The sequence below is a fragment of the Nocardia brasiliensis IFM 10847 genome (genome assembly GCF_000710915.1).
In the GTDB taxonomy this organism is placed as follows: Bacteria; Actinomycetota; Actinomycetes; order Mycobacteriales; family Mycobacteriaceae; genus Nocardia; species Nocardia brasiliensis_A.
In genome coordinates this window covers 1-22,442 of the sequence record NZ_BAUA01000208.1, presented here as the reverse complement: position 1 = coordinate 22,442, position 22,442 = coordinate 1, and the positions used below count along the sequence as shown (strand labels likewise).

Below are 22,442 nucleotides of genomic sequence, written 5' to 3'. Positions count from 1 at the left end.
TATCAACCTTTCTCGGTCACCGAGAACACAATCGATTGCTGGAATGCCGGTAACGCCAGGGTGGTGCTGAACGACCAGATGACATCGGTGCCGTGCCGCAACGCCAGCCACCCGTCGGCCGCGGACCGGTTGTCCAGGGTCAATCGCGCCCTGCTGACCGTGACGCCGAGTTTCGTGACGGCCTCACGCGCGCTCCACACCCGGGTCGCGGCGGTGTCGAAGGACTGACCCGTGGCACGGGCGCACAGCTGGGCGAGCGAGACGCCCGAATTGCCCAGCAGGCCGGTCCATTGCGCCGGTGTGCGCGCCTGGACCGGTTCGATGTCACAGCCGACGGGGCAGGCGGCGACCACGGCGACGGTGAGTCCGGCGCCGTGCGAGAAGCTCGCGTATCCGTCCGGTATCTCCGGCCGCCCGTCGGGGCGGTGCCGCAGGACCGCCGCTCGTCCGAGCGCGGCGGCCAGCGCGCGGCGGGTGGCGACACGGCGGTTCGGAATCCGCGGGTCGGTGTCGTCGTCGGCGACAGGCCGCGGCTGATCCCGGACGATCGCCAACTGGACAGGCCGGGGCAGTAGGGTTTCGAGACGCCGCTGCAGGTGCGGACCGAGCAATTCGGGTGTCCACCCGGACGGTGACGTAATAGGCGCGACCGCAGTGAGTTCCAGCGCCTCCCAGATCGCGACGACCGCGCCGTTCTCGTCGTGCACGACGACGTCGTAGATATACGTCGATTGTTCGTGGGACCGTTCGCGCGCGGCCAAGACGACGGTCCGGACGTCGGGCGCCACCGGTAACGACAGCACCCGTGCCACTTTCGACGGCAGCAGGGTCGAATCGGGCACACAGACTTGAATGGCATGCATGAACGCGTCGCGCGCTGCCGGATCGTCCAGCACGAGCGAACCCGGCAGCATCGGCGAGAACCAGCGCTCGTCGCGGACACGAATCCGGGCTACGCATTGTCGAGCGGATAGATGATGATAATCCTCGACGGACCGGAACATCGGGCCGTGGAACATGATCCGGTCGTAGAAGTCGGTGTCGACGGCCATCCCCAGGCCGGCGGTCGCCGTTCTCGCGGTGTGCGCGAATTCGACCAGTCGCTGCAGCGGCTCGGTCGCCGCAGCCGGAATGACCGGAGTCGCCTCGACGGCAATGTCGTTGCGCTGCCGGGCCTGTCGGCAAACGCCGCGGAAATGGTCGAGCTGAAATGCGGTGGTGCTCGACCGGATGGCCACCCGGACGGTGTCGCCCGAGCGCAGGGCGGCGACCCGGATGGTGGTGACGCGGTCCGGTGCCGCGACGATCGGCCGGAGGAATTCGAGATCGTGCAGCTGCACCGGATGCTGTTCGCCGAACAGCGCGGTGGCGGCCTGCGCCATCGCCTCCATGCCCAGCACTGCGGGGAACAGTGCGTCGCGGGAGAATTGATGATCGGTGAGATAGGGGTCGGTCGCCGTCGAAATATCCGCGTCGGCGAGCAATTCGATCCGGGGGACATGCAGGCGCGGACGTTCCAGGAACCGCAGCAGCGGCAGTTCGATCTCGTCGAACCGGATCGTCGGCAAGCCGCCGGTCCTACCGATCACCACCACACTGCTCGGGCAAGCCGGAGTGCGCAGCAGGTCCAGCATGAGTTCGACGCCGACGTCGGTCGGAATCGGCTCGATACCCTCGCGGACCAGCGAATCCAGCACGCCGAGCCGTTCCCCCATCCCGGTTCCCGCCCAGACCGACCACTCGATGGTGACGCACCGGCAGTCCGGCAGTTCGCCCGCGAGGGTATCGATGGCCGAGCGCAACCAATCGTTGGCGATCGCGTAGTGCGCCTCACCGCGCAGGCCGGCCCGGCCGATGATGCTGCCGAAGCCGACCACCAGCCGGAGTTCGGCCGGGTGCAGCGCTTCGAGCAGGTTGTGCAGGCCGTCGACCTTGGGTGCGATGGTTCGCGCCATCTGGTCCTCGGTCAATGATCCGATCGCCGCGGGAATGTTGATGCCGGCGCCGTGCAGAATGCCGGTGATCGCACCGAGTTCGCGTCGAATCGTGGCGGTCGCGTCGGCGACCTGGCTCCGGTCGGTGACGTCGGCGGTGTAATAGTGTGCGGTCAAGCCGGATTCGCGCAGTCGAACCATATTCGCGGCGATATCGGGATCGTCTGCGGGGGTACGCGCGATGACCGCGAGCACGCACCCGGTCTGCCTGGCGAGCGCGACAGCGCATTCGATGGCGATACCGCGCACCCCGCCGGTCACTGCGACCACGTCGCTCGCGCCGAGCGGCAGGCGAGCACCGACCATCGGCAGCTCACGCAGGACCGGCTCGGTCCGGGTGCCCGCCCGGTCGTAGTGGACTTCCCGGAAGGCGGTGGTCGCGCCGATATCGGCGCAGATCAGCCGCGCGCCGTCCGCGGGAGCCAGACCAGCGGCCAGATGGACGACGGTCGTGCGTACCGCAGGCGCTTCCAGATGCACCGTCTTGGCCAGCGCGGCCGCATCGCGGCCCTCGTCGTCCACGACCACCAGGCGAGAGCCGGTGTCGATCGCGGCGCGCGCCGCGGAAAGCATTCTGTCGATGGCGATCTGGGTCGATTCCGCAGTCGCCGCGCCGAGCCGGAGCAGCACACCGTCGCCGAGGCGGGCGGTGTCGAGCCGGTGCCGGAGGGCGGCGGTGAGTTCGTCGTCCGGTGGTGCGAACACCCGCCACTGGCCCGGCTCGTCGCCACGGAAGGCGGTCGGCACCGAGGCGGCGACCAGATCAATGGTGAACGGCCGCACCCAGATATCGACACCGGTCAGATCGTCGGCCGGTTTCGGCGGCGCATCGTCGCGCGCCGCGTGCACGATATCGTCGATCGCCTCGGCGAGTTCGGCGATCGTCGCGGTGGCGACGTTGGTGGTCGGTTCCGGGATCTCGGTGCCGAGCAATTGCAGTGCGTCCGCGACCAATTGGGTGATGGTGATGCTGCTCAGGTGGAGATCGTCGAGCGGGTGGGTCTCGGGGGTGATGCCTTCGACCGGGAGTTCGACGCGCTCGGCGATCAACCGCCGCAGCGTCTGCAAGGTCGAGGTGTCCTCGACCGCTACCGGGTCGGCTTGTTCGGCAACGGCCGGTGCGACTTCCGCGTGCGCTGCGGACCGTGCCTGGGCGAGGAACGAGTCGTTCGGTGCTTGCTCGCAAGGGCTTTCGAGGAAGACGAACTGTTTGTCGAGCGGGAGCGAGCGGGTGAAACGTTCGGCGGCGAATCCGTCCAGATCGGGCCGGGCGCCCAGGACATAGCACGCGGCGAGCGTGCGCAGGATCCCGGCGACGGAATCGCCGTCGGTTTCCATTGCGAGCGTGGGTACTCCGGGACAGACCTCGGCCGCCAGGGCCGACAGCGTCGAACCCGGACCGACCTCGACGAGCAGATCGCAGGTCTGCGCGAGTTGGGACAACGCGTCGGCGAACCGGACCGGTGCGTGCACCTGGCGTTCGAGCAGATCGGCCACGGCGCAGCCGGCCTCCAGCGGACCGGCGGTGACGGTCGAGAACAAGCCGGATCGTTTGATATCGCCGAGTTCGAGTTCGTCGAGGTAGTGGCGGAAGGCGTGCGCGGCCGGCGCGACCAGCGGCGAGTGGAACGCGTGCGAGACCCGCAGCCCGTGGCCGCGCAGGCCGGCGGCGCGCGCGCTCACCAGCACCGCGTCGACGGCTTTGGCCGGGCCCGCGACCACCGTGTGTTTCGGACTGTTGTATCCGGCGATCACCACGGGGCTGTCGTGCAGCAGCGGCGCGACATGATCGGCGGCCGCGAAAATCGTTGCCATGGTGCCGGGCTCGTCGATGGCGGCGGCCTGCATCGCCTGGCCGCGAAACGCCGCGACGCGCACCAGTTCGGTTTCGTCGAACACGCCCGCCCAGTAGAGCCCGGTCAGTTCCCCCAAGCTGTGCCCGACGCAGCCGACGACGTGCACGCCGGCGGCATCGAGCACCCGCAGTCCGGCGAGCGAGGCCGTCACGATGCGCGGCTGCGCGTCCTGGGTGGCTTCGCCTTCGGCGTGCACGCCGACCTGTCGGTACAGGTCGGCGATGCCCGCGAAACGGCGTGCGGGCCGGCCGCCGTCACCGTGCCCCGGCGCACCCTGCCCCGGAAACATCAGGCCGATGCGCGGCGCGGAACCGAGGTCCGCGCCGAGGAATTGGCCGGTGCCCGGCGCGAACCGGTGCCGTTCACCGGCGGCGAGGGCGTCGGCCAGTTCGGTCAACCGGTCCGCGCCTTGCTTTTGGTCGGCGGCGACCACCGCCGCCTTGCTCGGCAGCCGGGAGTCGACCCGGGTCAGTTCGGCGGCGAGATCACCGAGTTCGGCGAACGAACATCGCGCGGCGAGTGCGGCGGCCGCGCGCAGCTTGTCCGCCAGCTCCAGCGGTGTCGCCGCGGACACGATGAACAGCTCGGCGTCCTGCGCGCTGCGTGCCAGCCGAGTACCGGCTGTGCGCGACAGCGCGCGCGGTGGCACCCGGCTCTCCAGCACGACATGGGCGTTGCTGCCGCCGAAACCCAGCGACGAGACACCGGCCCGGCGCGGCGGCACGGTGTCGCGGTCCGTCGGCGACGCGTCCCCGGAAAGCTGTTGCGCACCAGGCCATTCGAGCGCTCGGTCAGGGAGCCGGAGTCGGTTCCCGGTACTCGCGAGGACCGGATGGGCCCGGTCGGTTCCGGTGATCGGCGGAATGGTGCCGTGGTGCACGGCGAGGGCGGCCTTGATGAGCGCCGCGACGCCGGCCGCCGCCTTCGTGTGACCGATGTTCGCCTTGATCGATCCGATCGCCACCGGTGGCCTGCCCGCATCCCGCGCGGCGACGGCGGTGTTGAATACCTCGAGCTCGGTTCGGTCGCCGACCGCGGTACCGGTGCCGTGGCCTTCGAGATAGTCGACCGTGTCGATCCCGAATCCCGCCATCCGGTAAGCGCGTTCGATGGCCCGTAGATGTCCGTTGCGTTCGGGCCGGGTGATGCCGCCGCGCCCGTCGGAGGAAATACCCCAGCCGGCGATCGTCGCGTAGATTCGCGCGCCCCGGGCGATCGCGTCCTGCTCGCGCAGCAACACGAGGATCCCGCACCCCTCACCCGGCCAGAAGCCGTTCGATCGCTCGTCGTACACGCGCATCTGCGACCGCGACAGCGCGCCGGTCTTCGCGAACCCGACCAGTTCGAACGGGTCGATGGACAGGTCGACGCCGCCGACGACCGCGGCGTCGATATGCCCGGCGCCCAGGGCGTCACCGGCCTGCGCGATCGACAACAGCGACGACGAGCAGGCGCCATCGATGGTGAAACCGCCGCCGCCGAAATCGAAGTGGTTGCAGATCCGCCCGGCGATCGTGTTCGCCAGGCCGCCGGCCAGGCTGTCCTCGGTGATCGCCGGAAACGGCGCCTTGTAGTCCGCCTCGTAGTCGTCGAGGAAGACGGCGATCTCCGCTGCGGGCCAGCCCTTGCGTTGCAGTGCCCCGGCCAGGGTGCGCCGGACGTAGGGCCACCGCAGTCGCATGGTCGAAGCTCGGGTCATGTCGCCGGTGAGCGTATTTCCGAGGATCACGCCGATCCGCTTGCGGTCCAAGCCTTCTCCCGCGGGAAAGCCCGCGTCGTCCAGCGCCGCCGCGGCGGTGTCCAGGGCGAGCCAGTGGACGATGTCGGTGGCCCGAAAGGTGCCTGCGGCGACGCGATGCCTGGCTCGATCGAAGGTCCAGCCTTCGATGACCGCCGAATGCGTCGCGTAATGGCGGTCCGCCGCCGCGGGATCACTCGCGTAGTAGTCGGCCGCGTTCAACCGGACGGACGGGATCGGCCGGAATGCGCGCCTGCGGGCAAGGACGTTGTCCCACAGTTGAGCCGGAGTCGCGGCGTCGGGAAACCGGCACGCCATACCTACGATCGCTAACCGAGGCATCGGTCATGCTCGCTGCGTGGGGGCGCCGGGGGACAGCGCCGGAACCCGTTCGCCGCGCCGACGTTCGGCGCCGCGGTCCGCGGCGGCCTTGCGCCAGTGGGTGAACCAGGCGTAGCAACCACGGATCGCGCACACGATCGTGAGGGCGAAGAACAACGTGTAGACCACGTTGACGGCCATCAGCACCCCGTACACGGTCGCCACCGAGGCGCCGAACATGAATTGGATTCTGGGCGGGAACGGTGTGGTGCCGGGGTCGGTGATCATGTAGTTGGTGAACAGGATGAACGCCGTACCGGTCATGGTGCCGAGCGCGGCGACGAGGGCGATATCGAACAGTCCGTCGCGGACCAGGGCCTGGATCACGAAACCACCGAGCCAGCCGACGATCAGCGGCACCCGGCCGACGAGCGTCGCGTTGATCACCGAGCCCGCGACGAGCAGCACGAGCGGGACAGCTACCCGGAACATCGTGTTGATGTTCTCGCCGAATTCGTAGGGTGGCGCGATGCTGACCCAGGCGCTGAAGCACAGCAGCGCGAGCGTGATCCCGAAGTTGGACGGATTCATGAAATGTCGCATCCGCCCGGCGAACGGGGCCTGGAACACATACTTGCCGGTGATCGCGGCCGCGACGGCGAACAGGACCGGCCAGAACTGGTTGTTGGCGTAGAGCAGCATATTCACTGCCAGAGCGGTGATATGGGCCGGCAGGAGGAACTCGTAGACGCCGCGGGCCCCGCGACCCTGGAACCGCGGGGTCGTGTGCCGCGACCACGCGGTGATCGCTTCGAAGGACAGATCCAGCACGTAAGCCGATAAGAGCGCCAGAATGGGCCATAACGGCGGCTGTTCGAAGCCGAGCAGGGTGTAGCCGATGATATTGAGGACGCTGAGCGAGATGGCGAAGTTGCGCAGCGCCAGATATCGCACATCTTTCTTGGGAGGTTGGGGGTCGCGTTGCCGGTCGCTCGGCGCCGCACCGTTGGTGGCGGGCGGTGCGGCCGTGGTCACGGCCGGATGATCGCGCTGGATTCGTTTACGGTTGAGCAGAGTCATGGTGCGGTGATCCCCTCGGCGATCTCGGTGGCCGTGTCGGTCAGCATCAGCGCGTGCGTGCCGGGCCTCAGCTGGAGTGTCTGGTGCCGTGGGACACCGTTGTTGTCGAGCCATGCGATCTCGGCGGTGACCGGGCCGGTGCTCGCGCCGAGTCCGAAATGGACGTCGAAACTGCGCTTACCGCTGTGCCCGCTGCCGCCGTCGAGCTGGCTGTGCATGGTCCGGCCGTCGGCGGTGCGCACCGTGACGGTCGCGTTGTACGCGGGCTGGCCGATGACCGCGGCAGACCCGCTGCGGGATTGCGGCGCCGGCCGATAAAGGCTCAGCTGCAGTGGATTTCCCATACTCGGTGAGCGGTTCGCGAAGAACGCGGGCGGTCCCCACTGGCGGGCGACCGCGAAATCGAGGGTCCCGGTGCCGGTGGTGTCGGCGATGGCGACGCCACGGGTCGGTATCGGCGCGTCGGTGCCGAGCTGATCGGTGATGTTGACGTACTTGCCGTCGGTGCCCTTGGCATAGAACGCCATGGTGTGATCACCGGCGATGTCGTCGCCGGGCGCCACCCGCGGCCACGCCCTCGGGTCGTGGACCAGCACGTCGTTGCTGGTGGCCAGTTCCTGTAGCCAGGTCCACCGGTTCTCGCCGCTGCCCTTCACGAACCCGGTCGTCTGAAGCACGTTGAGGGTTCCCGAATTGCGCAGGTCGGCGGCTTTGATGTCCCAGCCCCAGCCCGACCACGCCAACCCGAGTTGCTGCGCCTGCTGGGAGAACGGAGCCCGTCCGTCGGCGAGTTCTCGGCGCATGTCCTCCGGGGAGGCCGTGTCATTACGCCAGGCGAAGTTGCTCTCCTGGATTCCCCACGGGGTCGTGATGTTGCTGACCAGCATGTCGAATTTCCCGCGGTTGTACAGGTCGACGAAATCGACGCCCATGCCCTTGAACGAATCAGCGCCCAGGACAAAGGATTTGGGATCGGTCCAGCTGCGCTGTCCGCGCGCGATGCCGAAGCGGATGCTGCCCGGCGTGGACTGGTTGTACAGCAGATGATCGTGGCCGAAGTCGTTGCCGATATAGAGCTCGGGCCGCAGGTCGCCGGTCAGATCACCCGCGCCGAGCGCCAACGTCCAGCCGGTGGCCTGGGCGTAGGGGACGGCCTGCTTCTCTTCGGTGTAGATCGGGATTCCGTTGGGATCGTTGCCGTTCCACCGCAGTACGCGCTCGCCCGCGGCGTTCTTCGCGTTCGACATCGAGTCGTTCATGACGACGTCGGGCCGGCCGTTCGGGTCGAGGACGCCGGAATTCGGGAAGTAATTCCCGAAAACGATGTCGGGATGGCCGTCACCGTCGAAGTCCGCGATCGAAACAGCGTTGGTGTTCCATCGCTCGCCGTTGTATTGATCGCGGGTGTTGCCCGGCGGGACCACCTCGACCGGAACGTACGCCGGGGCCGGACCGGCGGCATTGTCCCTGTGCAGGAACATGATCGGAGTGCGTCCCCAGTAGTAGACGAGCAGGTCCATGGCGCCGTCGCCGTTGAAATCGCCGGGGGCGCAACCCATCGGCGCCATCGTCGAATCCATGACGAGCGGGTCCGGCCGCAGCAGGAACGGTGTGAAGCGATCCGCCTGCGGTGCGGTCGGTGTGTGCGTCACGATCACCGAGTCGGTGCGCGTGTCGACAATGCACATGCCATTGGATCGCCCGTGCCCGACCAGGTCGTTGATAGCGATCGACGCACCGACGGAAGAGATCCAGGAGCGGATGTTCTGATACGCCGGGTTCACCTCGCGCACGGTTTTCGCGGGCAGCTGGTCGTATCCGGGCGGCATCGCGATCGACATGGATTCGAACTTGTAGTCCTGCGCCACGTCGGCCGGGTCGTCGGTGGCCACCTGCGCCTGTGCGATCAGGAAGGCGGCCAGCAGCACCACCACCGCGCAGATAGTCGGTACCAGGGCTCTCATGCGGGAGTTCATGATTCGGCCTTTGCGGTTGTTTCCGGGGCTGCGGAAGCGGTCGGGTCGGGTGGCTCCGTGGTCAGGCAGCGGCGCCGGATCCGCTCTCGCCAGAGTTCGAAACCAGGGCTGCCGTTGATCGTGTGCGCCACGGGCCGGGCTTCGATCGCGATCGCGGACGCGTCGGCGACGCGCTGACCAGTGAGTATCGCCAGGGCGGTCGTGGTGTTCGGCTGCACGATGCGGGCGCGAGCACGAGCTTCGGCGGCGAATATCGCACCTTGACCGAGGTCTCGGCGGTAGGCCGACCCGCGGTCGCGCAACGTGGCGAGCTCGTCCGCGGTGGCGCCGCCCGCGTAGGTCGCCGCCAGGCCGAGGCCCGCGAACAGGTCCGGCCGTCGAGCTGCCGCGAACCCGTCGATCAGCGCGCACGCGGCGGCCGGATCGGCGCCCGAGACGAACCACAACGCGCGCCCGATGCCTTGATCGATAGCACGCGGTGTATAGCCCGGATGCCGGTTCGACACGGCAGGGGGATTCGCGTCAACATACTGCTGTTTCACATAGTGATCTGTGTGGAAATAGGCTTGGTGAAACCCGTAACCATCTAGTGCCAGCCACATCAGAACTGGATCCGCCGCGCCGGTGAGCGCCGCCCGGTGCAGCGGCCGGGGGAGTCTGGCCAGCGCCCAGCCGACGCCGACGTAGATCATGTAGAGATGCTCATCGGCCGCCGCGATGAAATCTGTCACGTGATGGTTGTGGCCGAGTGGCAGCCCGTCACGGATCGCCAGCGCCATCGCGGCGCCTTCGAATGCGAAACCCCTTCTGTTGCTTTCTATTTCGGATAACCGCTGCGCGGCTTCCGCGGCTGTGCCACACTCCGCGGCCACCCCGAATCCTTCGAGGAACGTCGAGCCGGCCGTCTCCAGGCAGGACGCGGCGTGTGGATTGCGCGCGGGGAATCCCCGAACCCTCAACGATGCTTGCCGCGTGTCCGGCGTAAAGATCTTCCGGCGAAGCTTTCCCAGTGCGGAGACCATCCGAAGTCCTCCCTCGCGGAACCTGTACTCAAGATTGCCATCCGGCCGCGTCTGGGGCTTCTTCCTCGTTGCTCAATCTACAAAATAGAAGTATTCTACCGTCCAGTTACATCGAACAATCATGGTGGCGAACTGAGCCACCAGCGGCACTCCGCGCGCTGCCTCGCTGCATCGGGGCTGTGGGGCTTGCGTCGGGGCTACGGGGCAAGGGGGTACCGAGCGGAAGTGCAACCGCCACTGCGGAATCGACGGCTTCACTTATCAAGCATTCATCCCACGGCCGATGGGTCACCGACATTTTCGTAATGAGCGTGCGGCCTTGGGAGCGACACCTGAATGGTTCGACCTCGGTGCCGGAGGCGGCCGGTCAGTGAAAAATCAGCGGCAGCGACCTGGTTTCGCTGTCCCAGCAAAGACGCTATTTTGCAGCTATTCCGCAGCCGTACGGCTGCGGAAGGCTTGATTCTGCTGCCGGCTCGGGCATCCTGGATTGTTATGAGTTTGGAGAGTTCGTGTCCGATCATATCGCTGACAGCATCAAGTACATGTGGGAAAATTGTGGGCAGCAAGTTTCCTTGGACGACCTCGCCGACGTGGCGAAATGCAGTAAGTTCCACTTCGTCAGACGGTTTCGCGTTGAAACTGGCTGGTCGCCGGTTCGGTTCCTCGCGGCGATCCGGCTGGCGCGCAGCAAGAAGTTATTGGCGTCCACTTCTATGAAAGTTTCTGAGATCTCATATGCTGTCGGGTATTTGAGTTACGGGACCTTCACGTCACGATTCACCGAAGCGGTCGGACTCAGTCCGTCGCAGTATCGGCGCTACATCCGCGGCGAACATGTTCCGCTGAGATGGTCCGAGCAACACACATATTGTGGTAGGGATTCCGGCAGGCCGTTACTGTGCGGAAAATTGTCCGATCCGGGCGGAATCATGGCCAGCCGAAGGTATATGAGTATATACTCCGCGGCAAACCCGCTGACGTCCGCCGTCGCGTTACTCAATGTTTCGGATCGGGGAGCGTTCAGTATCAGCTGCCTGCCACCCGGGAAATGGGTGGCTCGGGCGATCGCGGTCTCCACTGTTTGTGACGACAGAAATCGTCGAACAGCCAGGGACGTCCGCACGGGAATCTGCGAGTTCCGGCTCCGCGAAAACGATCGACTCGAAATCGGCATCACCTTGAGCGAACAGACGATCCGGAGCGCCCCATTCTTGCTGGCGCTGCCGCAGCGCTGAACCTCCTACCCGCACCCGGCGAGATCGCGTTCAGCCCGGCCTGCCAGTCCGGCCGGGCTGAACGTGCTGGGGCGAATCGTCTTGCGGTCCTGGTGCGGACGTCCTCGGCGTCCCGACCTGGACTGGTGAACGAAGATCGGTTGAACTATGTTCACTGGGTCGAGACCGCAGGGTCGTTCCGTGAGGTGGAACCGGACAGCGCACCGCAAGATCACCGGTTAGATGAGGGATGTATGGCAACACCCGGCTTCCCGCCGAATACGCTTGATACCGAGGGCGTCCCGTTGTGGATCAGCGAGCTGGCAAACGACGACCCCAATCATTGCGTGCACGTCGTCCGTGGGCTCGAACCCGCTGCGGCGCTGGAGGCGCTGGGGGCCAAGGCATCGCTGTTTCGTCCATGCGAACTCCCGGTCGGCAAGCCGGACGAGTGGACGTCGCTGCCCGCGGCGGCGCTCGGCGGCGAGCGCAGCGATGCGGCGACGCTGCTCGCGGGCCGGATCGGCGAATGGACCTTCGTCTACGACGACGCCGGGGCCACCGACGACGTGGCAGCCCTGTCGGCCGATGGGCGAGTCGCGGCGACCAGCTACTACTCCATCAACGCCGATGCCAGCCTGACCTATTGCACCGACGGAAACGAGATCGCCTGGATCAACGTCGACGACCTCGAACTCGACACCGACCTGGCCGACCTACCCGCCGAACTCCGCGCGGCCTTCGAAGCCGCAGGCACCCTCGAATTCGACTACCTCGAGCCGGGCGATGCCGACTACGCCATCTGCATGCGCGCCGTCACCGCCCTGGCCGCCCTCCCGCCCACCCTCGCCGAGTTCCGCCGTATCCCGTTGCTGCTCACCCCTTTCGGCTGAGGTGGACTGCGCCGGTCAGCGGCCCGGTGTGATGAAGCCGGACTCGTAGGCGGTGATGACCGCCTGGGTGCGGTCTCGTGCGCGCAGTTTCAGCAACACGTTGCGTACGTGGGTTTTGACGGTTTCGACACCGAGGAACATCGAGGTCGCGATCTCGGCGTTGGTCAGGCCGCTCGCCATGGCACGCAGTACTTCGGTTTCGCGGTCGGTCAGTTTCGCCTGCGCCAGAACATTGTTCGGCAGCGCTGGGCGCGCGGCGACCAGCGCGCGGATCGCGCTCGGGAACAGCACCGAGTCGCCGGTCGCGACCGTGCGGACGGCCTGCACGAATTCTTCGGGCCGAGCCCGCTTGAGCAGGAAGCCCATCGCGCCGACGCGCAGCGCGTCGTAGACGTACGAGTCGTTCTCGAAGGTGGTGATCACGACTACCTTCGGCGGATCCGCCAAGGCGGCCAACAGATTTCTAGTGGCGGTGATGCCGTCCACGGCCGGCATCCGGACGTCCATCAGCACGACGTCCGGTCGCGTTGCGCGGACGCGATCGAGCACCTCGCTGCCATCCTGTGCTTCGCCCACCACTTCGATGTCGCGCTCGGCATCCAGGATCGCGCGTAAGCCGGTGCGCACCAGGGGATCATCGTCCACGACGAGCACCGCGATCACGGCGTCGCCACCCACGGCAGGGTGGCGTCGACCGACCATCGCCCGCCTGTCGCGCCTGCGCGTAACTCACCACCGAGTACCAGAACCCGTTCCCGCATGCCGATCAAGCCGCGGCCGTGACCGGTCGACGGCCCACGAGCCACGCCGTTCGACACCTCGAGCTGAACGATGGGCGGCGCCGCACGAACGACGAGATCGATTGCGCCACCGTCACCGTGCCGCACGGCATTGGTCAGTGCTTCCTGCAGTACTCGGAAAGCCTCGCGAGATACCAAGTCGGGCACGGTATTCAGATCGCCGACGATCGTGGTCTCGATCCGTGCGCCGTGGCAGCCCGCGGTGAGTTGATCGAGGCCCGCGAGGGTCGCGCCGGACAGCTCCTCGTCTACGCCCCGGCGCAGCATTCCGAGCGCCTGGTCGAGTTCGTCCAGGGCGGCCCGTCCGGTTACCTCGATCTGCCGCAGCGCACGCCGGGCGAACTCCGGATCGTCGTCGAGCACCCGTCCGGCGGCCCCGGCTTGCATCGTCATCGCCGTCAATGCGTGGCCGACCGAATCGTGCAGGTCGCGGGCGAGCCGGTTTCCCGCGGCGAGTTCGCGCTCCTGGCGGCGCAGCGCGGCCACTTGGTCGGCCTGGGTCGGACCGAGCAACGCCGGGGCCAGCCGTACCAGCAGCGAACCGGCCCCGGCGACGACGTACAGTGCGACAACCAGTAAACCGGCACCCGCACAACCGGTCAGGATAGCCGTCGGCAGGTCGGGAGCCGACACCGTGAACCGCTCGGTCAGATGCAGCGTCGCCTCGTGCGAGCCGGCCAACGGCACGGCGAGCATCGTCGCGGCGGTCGGGACGGCCCAAATGAACACACTCGTCGCACAACCACCGACGACCAACGTCAGGAAATACCAGACGGCTCCCCGTGTCCGCGATTCCCACGCACGACTCGACACCGGGTCTGGATCCGGCAGCCATACCCCCAAAAGCGCTCGGACAATGAAGATTTCGAGCACCCGCACCGCCGGGAGCAGTGTCACGCCCACGGCGACCACAGCCGTACCGGCGGCGAGCGCGATGACGAGAGCCAGGTCGCCCGCGGTGGCCTCCGCGCGCCGCAGACCGATCACGAAGGTTGCCGCGAGGCCGACGTAGGGGATGGCCGCCACCCCGCCGAGAGCCAGATAGACACCGCGCAGATAGGTAGCCGGCCGCACCAGCGGGCCCGTCGCCGACCGCAGCGTCTGCCGGAATTGCACCCGTCGATCATCTCAGAATCACGGATACGGCGATTCACTCGAATGGGGGAGTCGATTCACTCCCTGGCGGGAAGTGGTCAACGCCGCCGTGCAGAACAGTCGAACCATGACAACCAGAACATTCGACGCCCGCTCAGTAGTCTGGGCCGGCCGTCTGATCACCCTGCTCGGCGCCGGCCACACGATCGGCGCGCTCATCCTCACCCGCGGCTTCGTCGACGACTGGCTGGCCGGCGATCTCTGGGACAGCTCCCTGGATCTGCGGGCGCCCCAACCGATCCTGGGCGCCTTCTTCGTCTCGGTAGCCAGCTTCGGCATCCCACTACTCCTGGTCGGCTGGGCGATCACCCGAATGGGCCACCACAACCTGATCCCACCTCCGCTCCTCACCTGCACCCTCGCGCTCTGGATCACCGCCTGCGACCTACTCGGCGGCCCGAGCCCCCTCCTGCTCGCCTGGCTGTCGATCCTCACCCTCCTGATCGCCGCCCACCGCAAAGCACGAGCCACCACCCCGACCGCCCGGTCCTACCAGGCCCCCACCACACCCCGGTGACCGAGGTGCAAGCGGTATTCGATCGCGTAACCCGGTGCCACCGACTACCTTTGCCGCATGCTCATCCCCGCGCGTGAGTTGACGCGCATTCAGCGGAAGATCGTGCTCGTCATGGCGACCTTGTTGTCCTGTGTCGTCACCGCGGCCTTGTGTTCGTGTGCCACGGCCGCGCCCCAGGAACGGCCGGAACTGCCGGAGTTGCCGTCGTACACCGATCAGCTCTCGGCAGCGGACCAGGAAAAGATCAACTTCCGCAACAGTATTCGGGCGCTGGATCCCTGTGGCTACGTCGATCCCGTCGCACTGGGCCGGATCGGGAAGACGGTGATGAGCGGGGCGTCGGGCTTCGTCTTCGGGCCGTGCGAGATCTGGTTCGACGGTCCGCGGCTCACGATCGACCTCGGCAAGGTGGTCGCCGATGCCGTGCCGCGCGTGGTCGGCGGCACCACGGTGTGGATGCACCATGCGGAGGAGTCCGGCAACTCGTGTTCTGCCCAGCTGCGCCTGAACGACAGCTATGGCGTCGATTTCGGTGTGACACTGCGGCGCAACATCGGCGATCCGCCGACACCGGTGGAAGCGTGCAACATGGCCGCCGACCTCGCCGCCGCACCTGCCGCCCGGCGCACCGATCGCCCGTTGCGCGCGGAATCGCAATACTCGCAAATGAATTCGCGGTTGGCGTCCATCGACCCGTGTGCCGTGCTCGGCAAGGTCGGACCAGGACACCGCCCCGTGCTGGAGCCGGACTACGACGACTTCCCGTTCTGGTGTGGTTTCCGCCTGGACGAAGGCGACGAGTCGAGCTTCCAGGCCATCCAGTACGTGTATCAGAGCTATAGCTACATGAAACCGCTGCGCGGGCAGCGGGAAATGACGATCGGCGGATTCCAGGCATTGGAGGATCCCAAGCCCATCGACTCCGAACCGGGCACCTGCGCGATCTACATCGCGACCGACCCGCCCGAGACCGAGAGCAGGGCCCAGACCGAGACCGTAGAGGTCACCGCGCGCAGCGGTTGCGCCGCCGCCAACACCCTCGCCGAGGAACTCATCCGCCTCTATAACGAATTCGCCCGCTGACTCGCATAGTCCCTCGTGAGAGCTATGCGGAAGTGGGCTCTGCGGTGGGATGTGGGGTGGCGGGGAGGCGACCTATGGTCGGGAGGTGATCGAAGCAAGAGGCTTGACCAAGGCTTATGGCCAGACGGTCGCGGTGCGGGACGTGGGGTTCACCGTTGCGCCCGGCCGGGTGACCGGGTTCCTCGGCCCGAACGGATCGGGCAAGACGACGACGCTGCGGATGATTCTCGGGCTGGCTACGCCGACGCGCGGGGAGGTGCGGGTGGCAGGCCGGCACTATCGCGAGCTCGTCCGTCCACTACATGTCGTCGGCGCCTTGCTGGACGCCGGTGACGTACTGGCGTCGCGGACCGCGGTCGCGCATCTGCGGGTGCTGGCGGCGGCCAGCGGGATTCGTCGCTCGCGAGTGGACGAGGTACTCGGGCTGTCCGGGCTGGCCGAGGTCGCCGGACGACGGGTCGGCGAGTTCTCGCTGGGGATGCGGCAGCGGCTGGGTATCGCGGCGGCGTTGCTCGGCGATCCGGCGATCGTCGTGCTGGACGAACCGATCAACGGGTTGGACACCGAGGGCATCCGCTGGATTCGCGGGCTGTTGCGATCGATGGCCGACCAGGGCCGCACGGTGCTGCTGTCCAGCCATGTGCTGAGCGAGATGCAGCTGGTCGCCGATCATCTGCTGGTGATCGGCACGGGCCGGTTGCTCGCGGACGAGCCGATGACGCGATTCGTCGAGCGGCACGCGGATCCGGTGGTGCGGGTTCGCGCGGCCGAGCTCCCGGTGTTGCTCGATGCGATCGACGTCGCACCGGAGCGGGTGGTGCTGAACGGTGATTGCGCTGTGGTGCACGGGGTCTCGTCGCGGGCAATCGGTCGGTTGGCGGCGCGGTGCGGTGTCGTGCTCGATGAGCTGACGCCGGTACACGCCTCGGTGGAGGAGGTGTTCACCCGATTGGTCGAGCAGCATCAGCAGTTCGCGTCCGGCGACCAGGGGCGGGCGGCATGAGCACGGTACGCGTCGCCGCTCCCTACCGAGCGCTCCTTGGCGACCAAATCCGTTCGGAGACAGTCAAAATCAGGTCGGCGCGGGCGCTGTCGCTGCTGCCGGTGGCGGCGATGATGCTCGGGCCGGTGTCGGCGCTGCTGGTAGGGGTGACCGGCAGCCTGTCGCCGGGTGACACGTTGATCGGTGGTGCGCTCACGGGCGCGTCGTTGTCGCTGGCGGTGGTCGCGGCCTGGGGCGCGCTGGTGGTCACGACCGAGTACTCCGCGGGCACGATCCGCCCGGTGCTGACCGCCACCCCGCAGCGGACCGTCGTGCTGGCGGCGAAGGCGATCGTGGTCGCCGTGGTGGCCGCAGTCGTGGGCGTGCTGTCGCCGTCGGTGTCGGTGCTGGTCGGGCTGGCGACCATCGATGCGGCGAAATATCCAGCGGGGGAGGCCTTTCCGGGTCTGATCGGTATCTGGTGTTGTTTCCCGTCGGTCGCGCTGCTCGGCGTCGGCGCCGGGGTGATGCTGCGCGGTTCGGTGGGCGCGGTGGCGATGGTGTCCGCGCATATAGTGCTGCCACAGCTGACCGCGGCGCAAGCGTTCGGGGAGTTGCACAAATGGGTCACCGTGGCCGCGCCGAGCGCTGTGGTGGCGAAGCTGTCGCACAACGCCGATGCCGCCCCCGAGCTCATGGGCTCGCTCGGCGGTTGGCCACGGCTGGCCGTCGTGGCCGCTACCACCGGGTCGGCGCTGTACCTGGCGCGGCGGGCACTGGAACGCAGGGACGTATGACGATTCGGATCGGGGAGCGGTGGCAGGTGCCGGCGGTGCTGGCCGTCGCGGTGTTCGTGTTCGTGGTGGTCGACCATACGCTCGTCTCCGACACTGATCTAGGCCTTCGGCAGTCCACCGGTTTGGCGTTGCTGCAAGCACTGGCGATCGTGTTGCAGTTGCGGTTCGCCATGCTCGGCTGGCTGGTCAGTGCGGTAGCGGTCGGGTACGCGTCGGTCGCGGTGGGCGGGCCGTTGTGGGTGGAGCCGATGTTCAACAGCTACCTGGTGGTGCTGGCTCTGCTGGCGGTCCGGGTGCCCTGGCGCACCGCCGCAGTGGTGTGGACCGCCACCACCGGTACGGGCGCCGTGCTGACTGTGGTGATGCCGCACGCGCAGTGGCCCGATGTCGTCGGGTCCGCCGTGCTGACAGGTCTGGTGCTGGTGGCCGCGGCGGCGGTGCGGGCGGTGATCGACGCCCGCCGCGCCGCGTACGAGCAGGCGCGGGAATCGGCGCGCCAGCGGCAACGCACCGTGCTGCTCGAGGAGCGGGCCCGCATCGCACGCGAGTTGCACGACGTGGTCGCCCACCATATGTCGGTGATAGCGATCCAGGCCGAGTCCGCGCGCTACCGTATCGCCGACCCGCCACCGGAGTTGCTGACGAGTCTGTCGGCGATCCACGCCGGGGCCTCGGCGGCCCTGGGCGAGATGCGGCGCATTCTGGGCGTCCTGCACGCCGACGCCGACGAGCCCACCCATCCGCAACCCCGCATCGCCGATATCGACGGCCTGGTCGAGGGCATCCACGCCGCCGGACGGCAGGTGCTCTTGGGGCGCGAGGGGTCGGTGCGGGCGCTTGCGACGGGCGTGGAGGTCTGTGCGTACCGCATTGTGCAGGAAGCGCTGAGCAACGCGGTCCGCCACGCTCCCGGCGCCGATATTCGAATCGAACTGCGTTATCGCACAGCGGCACTGGAGATATCGGTGACCAACGGGCCCGGTGGCCCCGGTCCGCCGGCGCGAAGCGGCGGTCGTGGGCTGATCGGAATGCGCGAACGAGTTGCCGTTTTGGGTGGCGGTCTCGAGACCATGCAGACACCGGAAGGCGGCTTCTCCGTCCGGGCCGTCCTGCCACTGACTGAGCGGAACACACCATGACGATTCGCGTGCTGATCGCCGACGACCAGCCCCTGATCCGCGACGGGCTCTCGGTGCTGCTGACCGCACAGCCGGATATCGAGGTGGTCGGCGAAGCCGCCGACGGCGTCGAAGCGGCCAGGCTGACGGCCGACCTCCGACCGGACGTGGTGCTGATGGATATCCGGATGCCGCGACTCGACGGGCTGGAGGCCACCGCTCGCATCGTCGCGGCCGGCGCATCCGCCCGGGTGATCGTGCTGACCACTTACGATCTCGACGAGTATGTCTTCCGCGCGCTCCGTGCCGGAGCCAGCGGCTTTCTGCTCAAGGACGCCAGTGGACTCGCGATCGTGGACAGCGTCCGCACGATCGCGCTGGGGGACGCGATGCTCGCACCTTCGGTAACCCGGCGGCTGCTGGACGAGTTCGCCCGCTTGCCTGCACGGCCCCGACCGGACGGGGCGCGCCTACGGGCACTCACCCACCGCGAAACCCAGGTGCTGACCCTGATCGCCCGCGGGCTGTCCAACGGCGAAATCGCCGAAACCCTCGGCATCGCAGAAGAAACCGTGAAAACCCACGTCGGGCGGATCCTGGCCAAACTGCGGCTGCGTGACCGCACCCAGGCCGCGATCGCGGCCTACGAAACCGGCCTCGTCACACCCGGCTGATCCACCCCGGAGACATTGCCCATGCGCGTTCACACTCTCATCAGCGGAGCCGGACCCACCGGCCTGACCTTGGCCATCGACCTCGCCCGCCGCGGGATCCCGGTCCGGATCGTCGACAAGGCGGTGCGGCACGCGACCGGTTCCCGGGGCGACGGCTTACAGCCACGCACCCTCGAAGTCTTCGACGACCTCGGCATCATCGACCGCGTGCTGCAGGCCGGTGCGCCGCAACCGGTCGTCATCGCCTACCGTGCCGGCGCCCCCGTGCGTGAACTGCGCATGACCGATCCGAAGCCGCCGAGTTCTGCTGTGCCTTACCCGAATCCGTGGACGCTCGGCCAAGCGGACACCGAAGCGATCCTGCGCGCCCGTTTGGCCGACTTCGGTGTCGAAGTCGAACTTGGCACGGAATCAGCAGCATTCGTCGCCGACGACGCCGGAGTCACGGCGACCCTGGCACACGCGGGGACCACCGAAATCGTCCGAGCCGACTATCTGATCGGCGCGGACGGCGCGCACAGCCTGGTGCGCCGCACCCTCGGGATCGAATTCGACGGTTCCACAGACGAATCCACCCGTCTGCTGCTCGGTGATGTCCGTGCCGACGCCCTCGATCACACGCACGGCCATTGGTTCGCCTCCGCCGACGCCGCCACCGGGATCGTCTTCTCTCCGCTTCCCGGGCGACGGCACTTCCAAGTCGGCATGCCGCTGCGCGCGGGGCTCGAACCCGGCCTCGGCCTCCTCCAAGACGCCGTCGACACCTACTCCGGCCGCTCCGATATCCGCCTGACCGACCTGGCCTGGTGCACCGTGTGGCGCCCGAACATCCGCCTGGCCAGACGATTCCGGTCCGGCCGGGTCTTGCTGGCCGGCGACGCCGCGCACGTCCACCCACCCACCGGCGGGCAGGGACTGAACACCGGCATCCAGGATGCCTACAATCTCGGCTGGAAACTCGCCGACGGTGACGACGAACTCCTCGACACCTACGACCTCGAACGCCGCGCCGTCGCCGCCGATGTCCTCGGCATCAGCACCGCACTGCTGCACCGCGCCACGAGCGGGGCCCAAGACGCCCACCGCCGCGACCACACTCACCAGCTCGACATCACCTACCGTGACCCCGCCGCCACCGGCACCCTCGTGCCAGGCGACCGCGCCCCCGACGCATCCGTGACCGACACCGCCGGAGGGCGCCTACGGCTGTTCGACCTCTACCGCGGGCCCCAGCACACCCTCTTGTCCTTCGGTGAAACCGTCTCTTGCGCAACCGATCCCGACGTCCATGTCTGGGCGGTGCGGGGCCCTGGGCACTGCGCGGACGATCCGGGTATCGGCCGCCACATCGTCGACGTCGACGGCCACGCCTTCCGCGACTACGACGCTCGTCCCGGAACGCTCATACTCGTCCGGCCCGACGGACATATAGCGGCGCGCACCGATCCCCGTTCGTCCGAATGACCCTCGGACGGTCCTGTCGCAGAGCCGATGTGCGACACTGACGCGGTGCAGCCTAAGCGCAGGATTCACTTCGTGGGCAGCTTGCCCGGACAGTTGGACACTCCAGAGAAGGCTATGGCGTTCGCCGTCGACACCGCCGGTGCATATCTGGACGGCGTGCTACCCGGTGGCGAGGCCGATCCTTATCGCGCTCAGTGGTACATCAGGCCGATCATCGACCGGCTCGACAGCATCCCGGCGCTGGCGCCCGTGCGCCGCGGGGATTGGTCGACGCTGCGGGCCCGCAACACCTTTCGGCTCCGGAAAGGCCGGTCGCTGATCGAAGCCGATCTGGACGCCGCGCTCGGCTACGCGGCGGAGACCGAACGCGCGCTCGAGGCGCTGGCGGACATCCGGCGAACCGATCCCGGACTGCGTTTTCAGGTAGGCATCCCGACGCCATTCGTGATCGGCTTCATCGCCTTCGAGGCGCGGATGCTCGTGTGGCGTCGACGCTCGGCGCAGCGTGGTGCCCGAGCCTTCCCGTATTACCGCCCGATCGTCGACGCCACCGTCCGGGAGATCGTCCGCATCCACGAGAAGCTGGGGAACACCGTCGTCTTCCAACTCGAACTGGCCGCGGAGACGCTCATCTGTGCGCGCATGCCCGGAGTCCTGCGGCGGGGCCTGGCCGACGCGGCGGGCCGGGCGATCGGCCGGCTCGTCGCACGGACGCCGCACGATGCCCATTTCGGCGTCCATCTCTGTTTCGGCAGTCTCGACGACAAGCCGGCCGTGTCGCCGAGGTCGGCGGCCCCGGTCGTCGACCTGGCGAATGCGATCGCGCGATACTGGCCTGCGGGAAGGCATCTCGATTTCGTCCACATGCCGATCGGCGACGGCAAGCAGGCGCCGGTTCAGCCGCGGTACTACGCGCCCCTGGCCCGGCTCGAACTGCCCGCCGACACCCGGGTCGCCGCCGGCCTCGCGCACGCGGCGCAGCCGCTCGCGCAGGCGCGGCAGGCGTTGGCGATCGCGGAGGCGGCCTACGGCGGGCCGTTGGACGTCGCGGCGCCTTGCGGTCTAGGGCGCTATACGACCGTCGACCGGGCGCGGTCCGCGGTCGCGCACGCGGTCGCCCTGGCGGAAACGGATCTGTGAAACGGCCTTTGGTCACAGTGGCCGTTGTCGGCGGTCGCCAACCGGGTCGAGCACGCGCGCGCATAGTGCCCCCCGCGACGTTCCGGGAACAATCCGAACCGCGGCGAAAGCCGTAGCCGCATGCCGAAATCCGCTCATCGGCGCGGCGGAATCGGCGTATATCGGACTGTCGGTGACGTAGCGAACACCGTTGTGCCGGAGCGCGGTTCGCCCCGGCGCAGACCGAAGGGCCGGTTTGGATCGCCCGCTACGGGGTACGGTGACGCGAATTCCAACACATCCGCGCGCCAGATCCGTGGAGGAGCACACGCCTGCGGGGGTGATCGGCTACGGTTACACCCGTGGTCGAAGCAACTGAAGGGCCTGCGCCGGAGAACGACCGAAAGCCGGAACCGTTCGACCCCGGCGCGCTGAACTCTGCGCGGGTGTACGACTACCTATTGGGTGGGAAGGACTACCGCGAGGTAGACCAAGACATGGGCAACGAAATGCTCTCTCGCGCACCGGAAATCAAGACGGTGGCGTGGTTCGCGCGCAGCTTCATGCTCAAGGCGGTCCAGATGGCCGCCGAGGCCGGTATCCGGCAGTTCATCGATCTCGGCTCGGGTATCCCGG

The 22,442-nt window shown here is 67.7% G+C and carries 17 protein-coding genes; 11 read left to right on the top strand and 6 right to left on the bottom strand.

The window, feature by feature from the left end; genetic code table 11:
• Positions 1-2: 2 nt before the first annotated feature.
• From NBRGI_RS40970 to NBRGI_RS40955, 4 genes are read right to left on the bottom strand one after another with little or no spacing between them, the layout of a single operon-like run.
• Entirely contained in the window at positions 3-5,930 is a 5,928-nt protein-coding gene (locus tag NBRGI_RS40970; RefSeq protein WP_029903403.1) for a type I polyketide synthase, read from the bottom strand.
• 3 nt (positions 5,931-5,933) lie between these two features.
• Positions 5,934-6,989 (bottom strand): hypothetical protein, encoded by a 1,056-nt coding sequence (locus tag NBRGI_RS40965; RefSeq protein WP_036562682.1) that lies wholly within the window; start codon positions 6,987-6,989, stop codon positions 5,934-5,936.
• Positions 6,986-8,953: a CRTAC1 family protein gene (locus NBRGI_RS40960; protein WP_029903399.1), complete on the bottom strand. Its 1,968-nt coding sequence runs from the start codon at positions 8,951-8,953 to the stop codon at positions 6,986-6,988. The genes NBRGI_RS40965 and NBRGI_RS40960 overlap by 4 nt, the downstream gene beginning before the upstream one ends.
• A gap of 8 nt (positions 8,954-8,961) precedes the next feature.
• The gene (locus NBRGI_RS40955; protein WP_081878457.1) at positions 8,962-9,987 is read right to left on the bottom strand and encodes a DUF1702 family protein; all 1,026 of its coding nucleotides are present in this window, start codon (positions 9,985-9,987) and stop codon (positions 8,962-8,964) included.
• 512 nt (positions 9,988-10,499) lie between these two features.
• On the opposite strand from NBRGI_RS40955, the gene NBRGI_RS47050 reads away from it, so the two are divergent.
• Together NBRGI_RS47050 and NBRGI_RS40950 are read left to right on the top strand one after the other, a co-directional pair.
• Complete coding sequence (locus NBRGI_RS47050) at positions 10,500-11,225, top strand: helix-turn-helix domain-containing protein (RefSeq protein WP_081878456.1); 726 nt, start codon at positions 10,500-10,502, stop codon at positions 11,223-11,225.
• Between the two features lie 233 nt (positions 11,226-11,458).
• Positions 11,459-12,097, top strand: a complete 639-nt coding sequence (locus tag NBRGI_RS40950) for a DUF6461 domain-containing protein (protein WP_029903395.1) — start codon at positions 11,459-11,461, stop codon at positions 12,095-12,097.
• A gap of 15 nt (positions 12,098-12,112) precedes the next feature.
• Here the strand turns inward: NBRGI_RS40950 and NBRGI_RS40945 are convergent, their stop codons facing one another.
• Together NBRGI_RS40945 and NBRGI_RS40940 are read right to left on the bottom strand one after the other, a co-directional pair.
• Positions 12,113-12,742, bottom strand: a complete 630-nt coding sequence (locus NBRGI_RS40945) for a response regulator (RefSeq protein WP_370627929.1) — start codon at positions 12,740-12,742, stop codon at positions 12,113-12,115.
• A gap of 14 nt (positions 12,743-12,756) precedes the next feature.
• The gene (locus NBRGI_RS40940) at positions 12,757-14,013 is read right to left on the bottom strand and encodes a sensor histidine kinase (protein ID WP_051728421.1); all 1,257 of its coding nucleotides are present in this window, start codon (positions 14,011-14,013) and stop codon (positions 12,757-12,759) included.
• Positions 14,014-14,119: 106 nt separating this feature from the next.
• On the opposite strand from NBRGI_RS40940, the gene NBRGI_RS40935 reads away from it, so the two are divergent.
• The 9 genes from NBRGI_RS40935 to NBRGI_RS40895 all read left to right on the top strand — a co-directional run.
• A complete protein-coding gene (locus NBRGI_RS40935; RefSeq protein ID WP_148311155.1) occupies positions 14,120-14,569 on the top strand; it encodes a hypothetical protein in 450 nt (149 codons plus the stop codon).
• A gap of 57 nt (positions 14,570-14,626) precedes the next feature.
• Positions 14,627-15,652, top strand: a complete 1,026-nt coding sequence (locus NBRGI_RS40930; protein ID WP_029903388.1) for a hypothetical protein — start codon at positions 14,627-14,629, stop codon at positions 15,650-15,652.
• Between the two features lie 85 nt (positions 15,653-15,737).
• Entirely contained in the window at positions 15,738-16,655 is a 918-nt protein-coding gene (locus NBRGI_RS40925; protein WP_036562696.1) for an ATP-binding cassette domain-containing protein, read from the top strand.
• Positions 16,652-17,431, top strand: a complete 780-nt coding sequence (locus NBRGI_RS48410; RefSeq protein WP_051728419.1) for an ABC transporter permease — start codon at positions 16,652-16,654, stop codon at positions 17,429-17,431. The genes NBRGI_RS40925 and NBRGI_RS48410 overlap by 4 nt, the downstream gene beginning before the upstream one ends.
• Entirely contained in the window at positions 17,428-18,570 is a 1,143-nt protein-coding gene (locus NBRGI_RS40915) for a sensor histidine kinase (protein WP_051728418.1), read from the top strand. The genes NBRGI_RS48410 and NBRGI_RS40915 overlap by 4 nt, the downstream gene beginning before the upstream one ends.
• The gene (locus tag NBRGI_RS40910; protein ID WP_029903378.1) at positions 18,567-19,223 is read left to right on the top strand and encodes a response regulator; all 657 of its coding nucleotides are present in this window, start codon (positions 18,567-18,569) and stop codon (positions 19,221-19,223) included. The genes NBRGI_RS40915 and NBRGI_RS40910 overlap by 4 nt, the downstream gene beginning before the upstream one ends.
• A 21-nt stretch (positions 19,224-19,244) precedes the next feature.
• Positions 19,245-20,687 carry an FAD-dependent monooxygenase gene (locus NBRGI_RS40905; protein WP_029903376.1) on the top strand — a complete coding sequence of 481 codons (1,443 nt, stop codon included), beginning with the start codon at positions 19,245-19,247 and terminating at the stop codon, positions 20,685-20,687.
• A 72-nt stretch (positions 20,688-20,759) separates the two neighbouring features.
• Positions 20,760-21,827 (top strand): hypothetical protein, encoded by a 1,068-nt coding sequence (locus NBRGI_RS40900; protein WP_148311154.1) that lies wholly within the window; start codon positions 20,760-20,762, stop codon positions 21,825-21,827.
• A 341-nt stretch (positions 21,828-22,168) separates the two neighbouring features.
• On the top strand, positions 22,169-22,442 hold a 274-nt coding region (locus NBRGI_RS40895), incomplete at its 3' end, for an SAM-dependent methyltransferase (protein ID WP_029903372.1).

Coding starts and splice junctions, on each gene's coding strand:
- NBRGI_RS40970 (WP_029903403.1), bottom strand. CDS start 5,930: ATGCCTCGGTTAGCGATCGTAGGTATGGCGTGCCGGTTTCCCGACGCC.
- NBRGI_RS40965 (WP_036562682.1), bottom strand. CDS start 6,989: ATGACTCTGCTCAACCGTAAACGAATCCAGCGCGATCATCCGGCCGTG.
- NBRGI_RS40960 (WP_029903399.1), bottom strand. CDS start 8,953: ATGAGAGCCCTGGTACCGACTATCTGCGCGGTGGTGGTGCTGCTGGCC.
- NBRGI_RS40955 (WP_081878457.1), bottom strand. CDS start 9,987: ATGGTCTCCGCACTGGGAAAGCTTCGCCGGAAGATCTTTACGCCGGAC.
- NBRGI_RS40950 (WP_029903395.1), top strand. CDS start 11,459: ATGGCAACACCCGGCTTCCCGCCGAATACGCTTGATACCGAGGGCGTC.
- NBRGI_RS40935 (WP_148311155.1), top strand. CDS start 14,120: ATGACAACCAGAACATTCGACGCCCGCTCAGTAGTCTGGGCCGGCCGT.
- NBRGI_RS40930 (WP_029903388.1), top strand. CDS start 14,627: ATGCTCATCCCCGCGCGTGAGTTGACGCGCATTCAGCGGAAGATCGTG.
- NBRGI_RS48410 (WP_051728419.1), top strand. CDS start 16,652: ATGAGCACGGTACGCGTCGCCGCTCCCTACCGAGCGCTCCTTGGCGAC.
- NBRGI_RS40915 (WP_051728418.1), top strand. CDS start 17,428: ATGACGATTCGGATCGGGGAGCGGTGGCAGGTGCCGGCGGTGCTGGCC.
- NBRGI_RS40910 (WP_029903378.1), top strand. CDS start 18,567: ATGACGATTCGCGTGCTGATCGCCGACGACCAGCCCCTGATCCGCGAC.
- NBRGI_RS40905 (WP_029903376.1), top strand. CDS start 19,245: ATGCGCGTTCACACTCTCATCAGCGGAGCCGGACCCACCGGCCTGACC.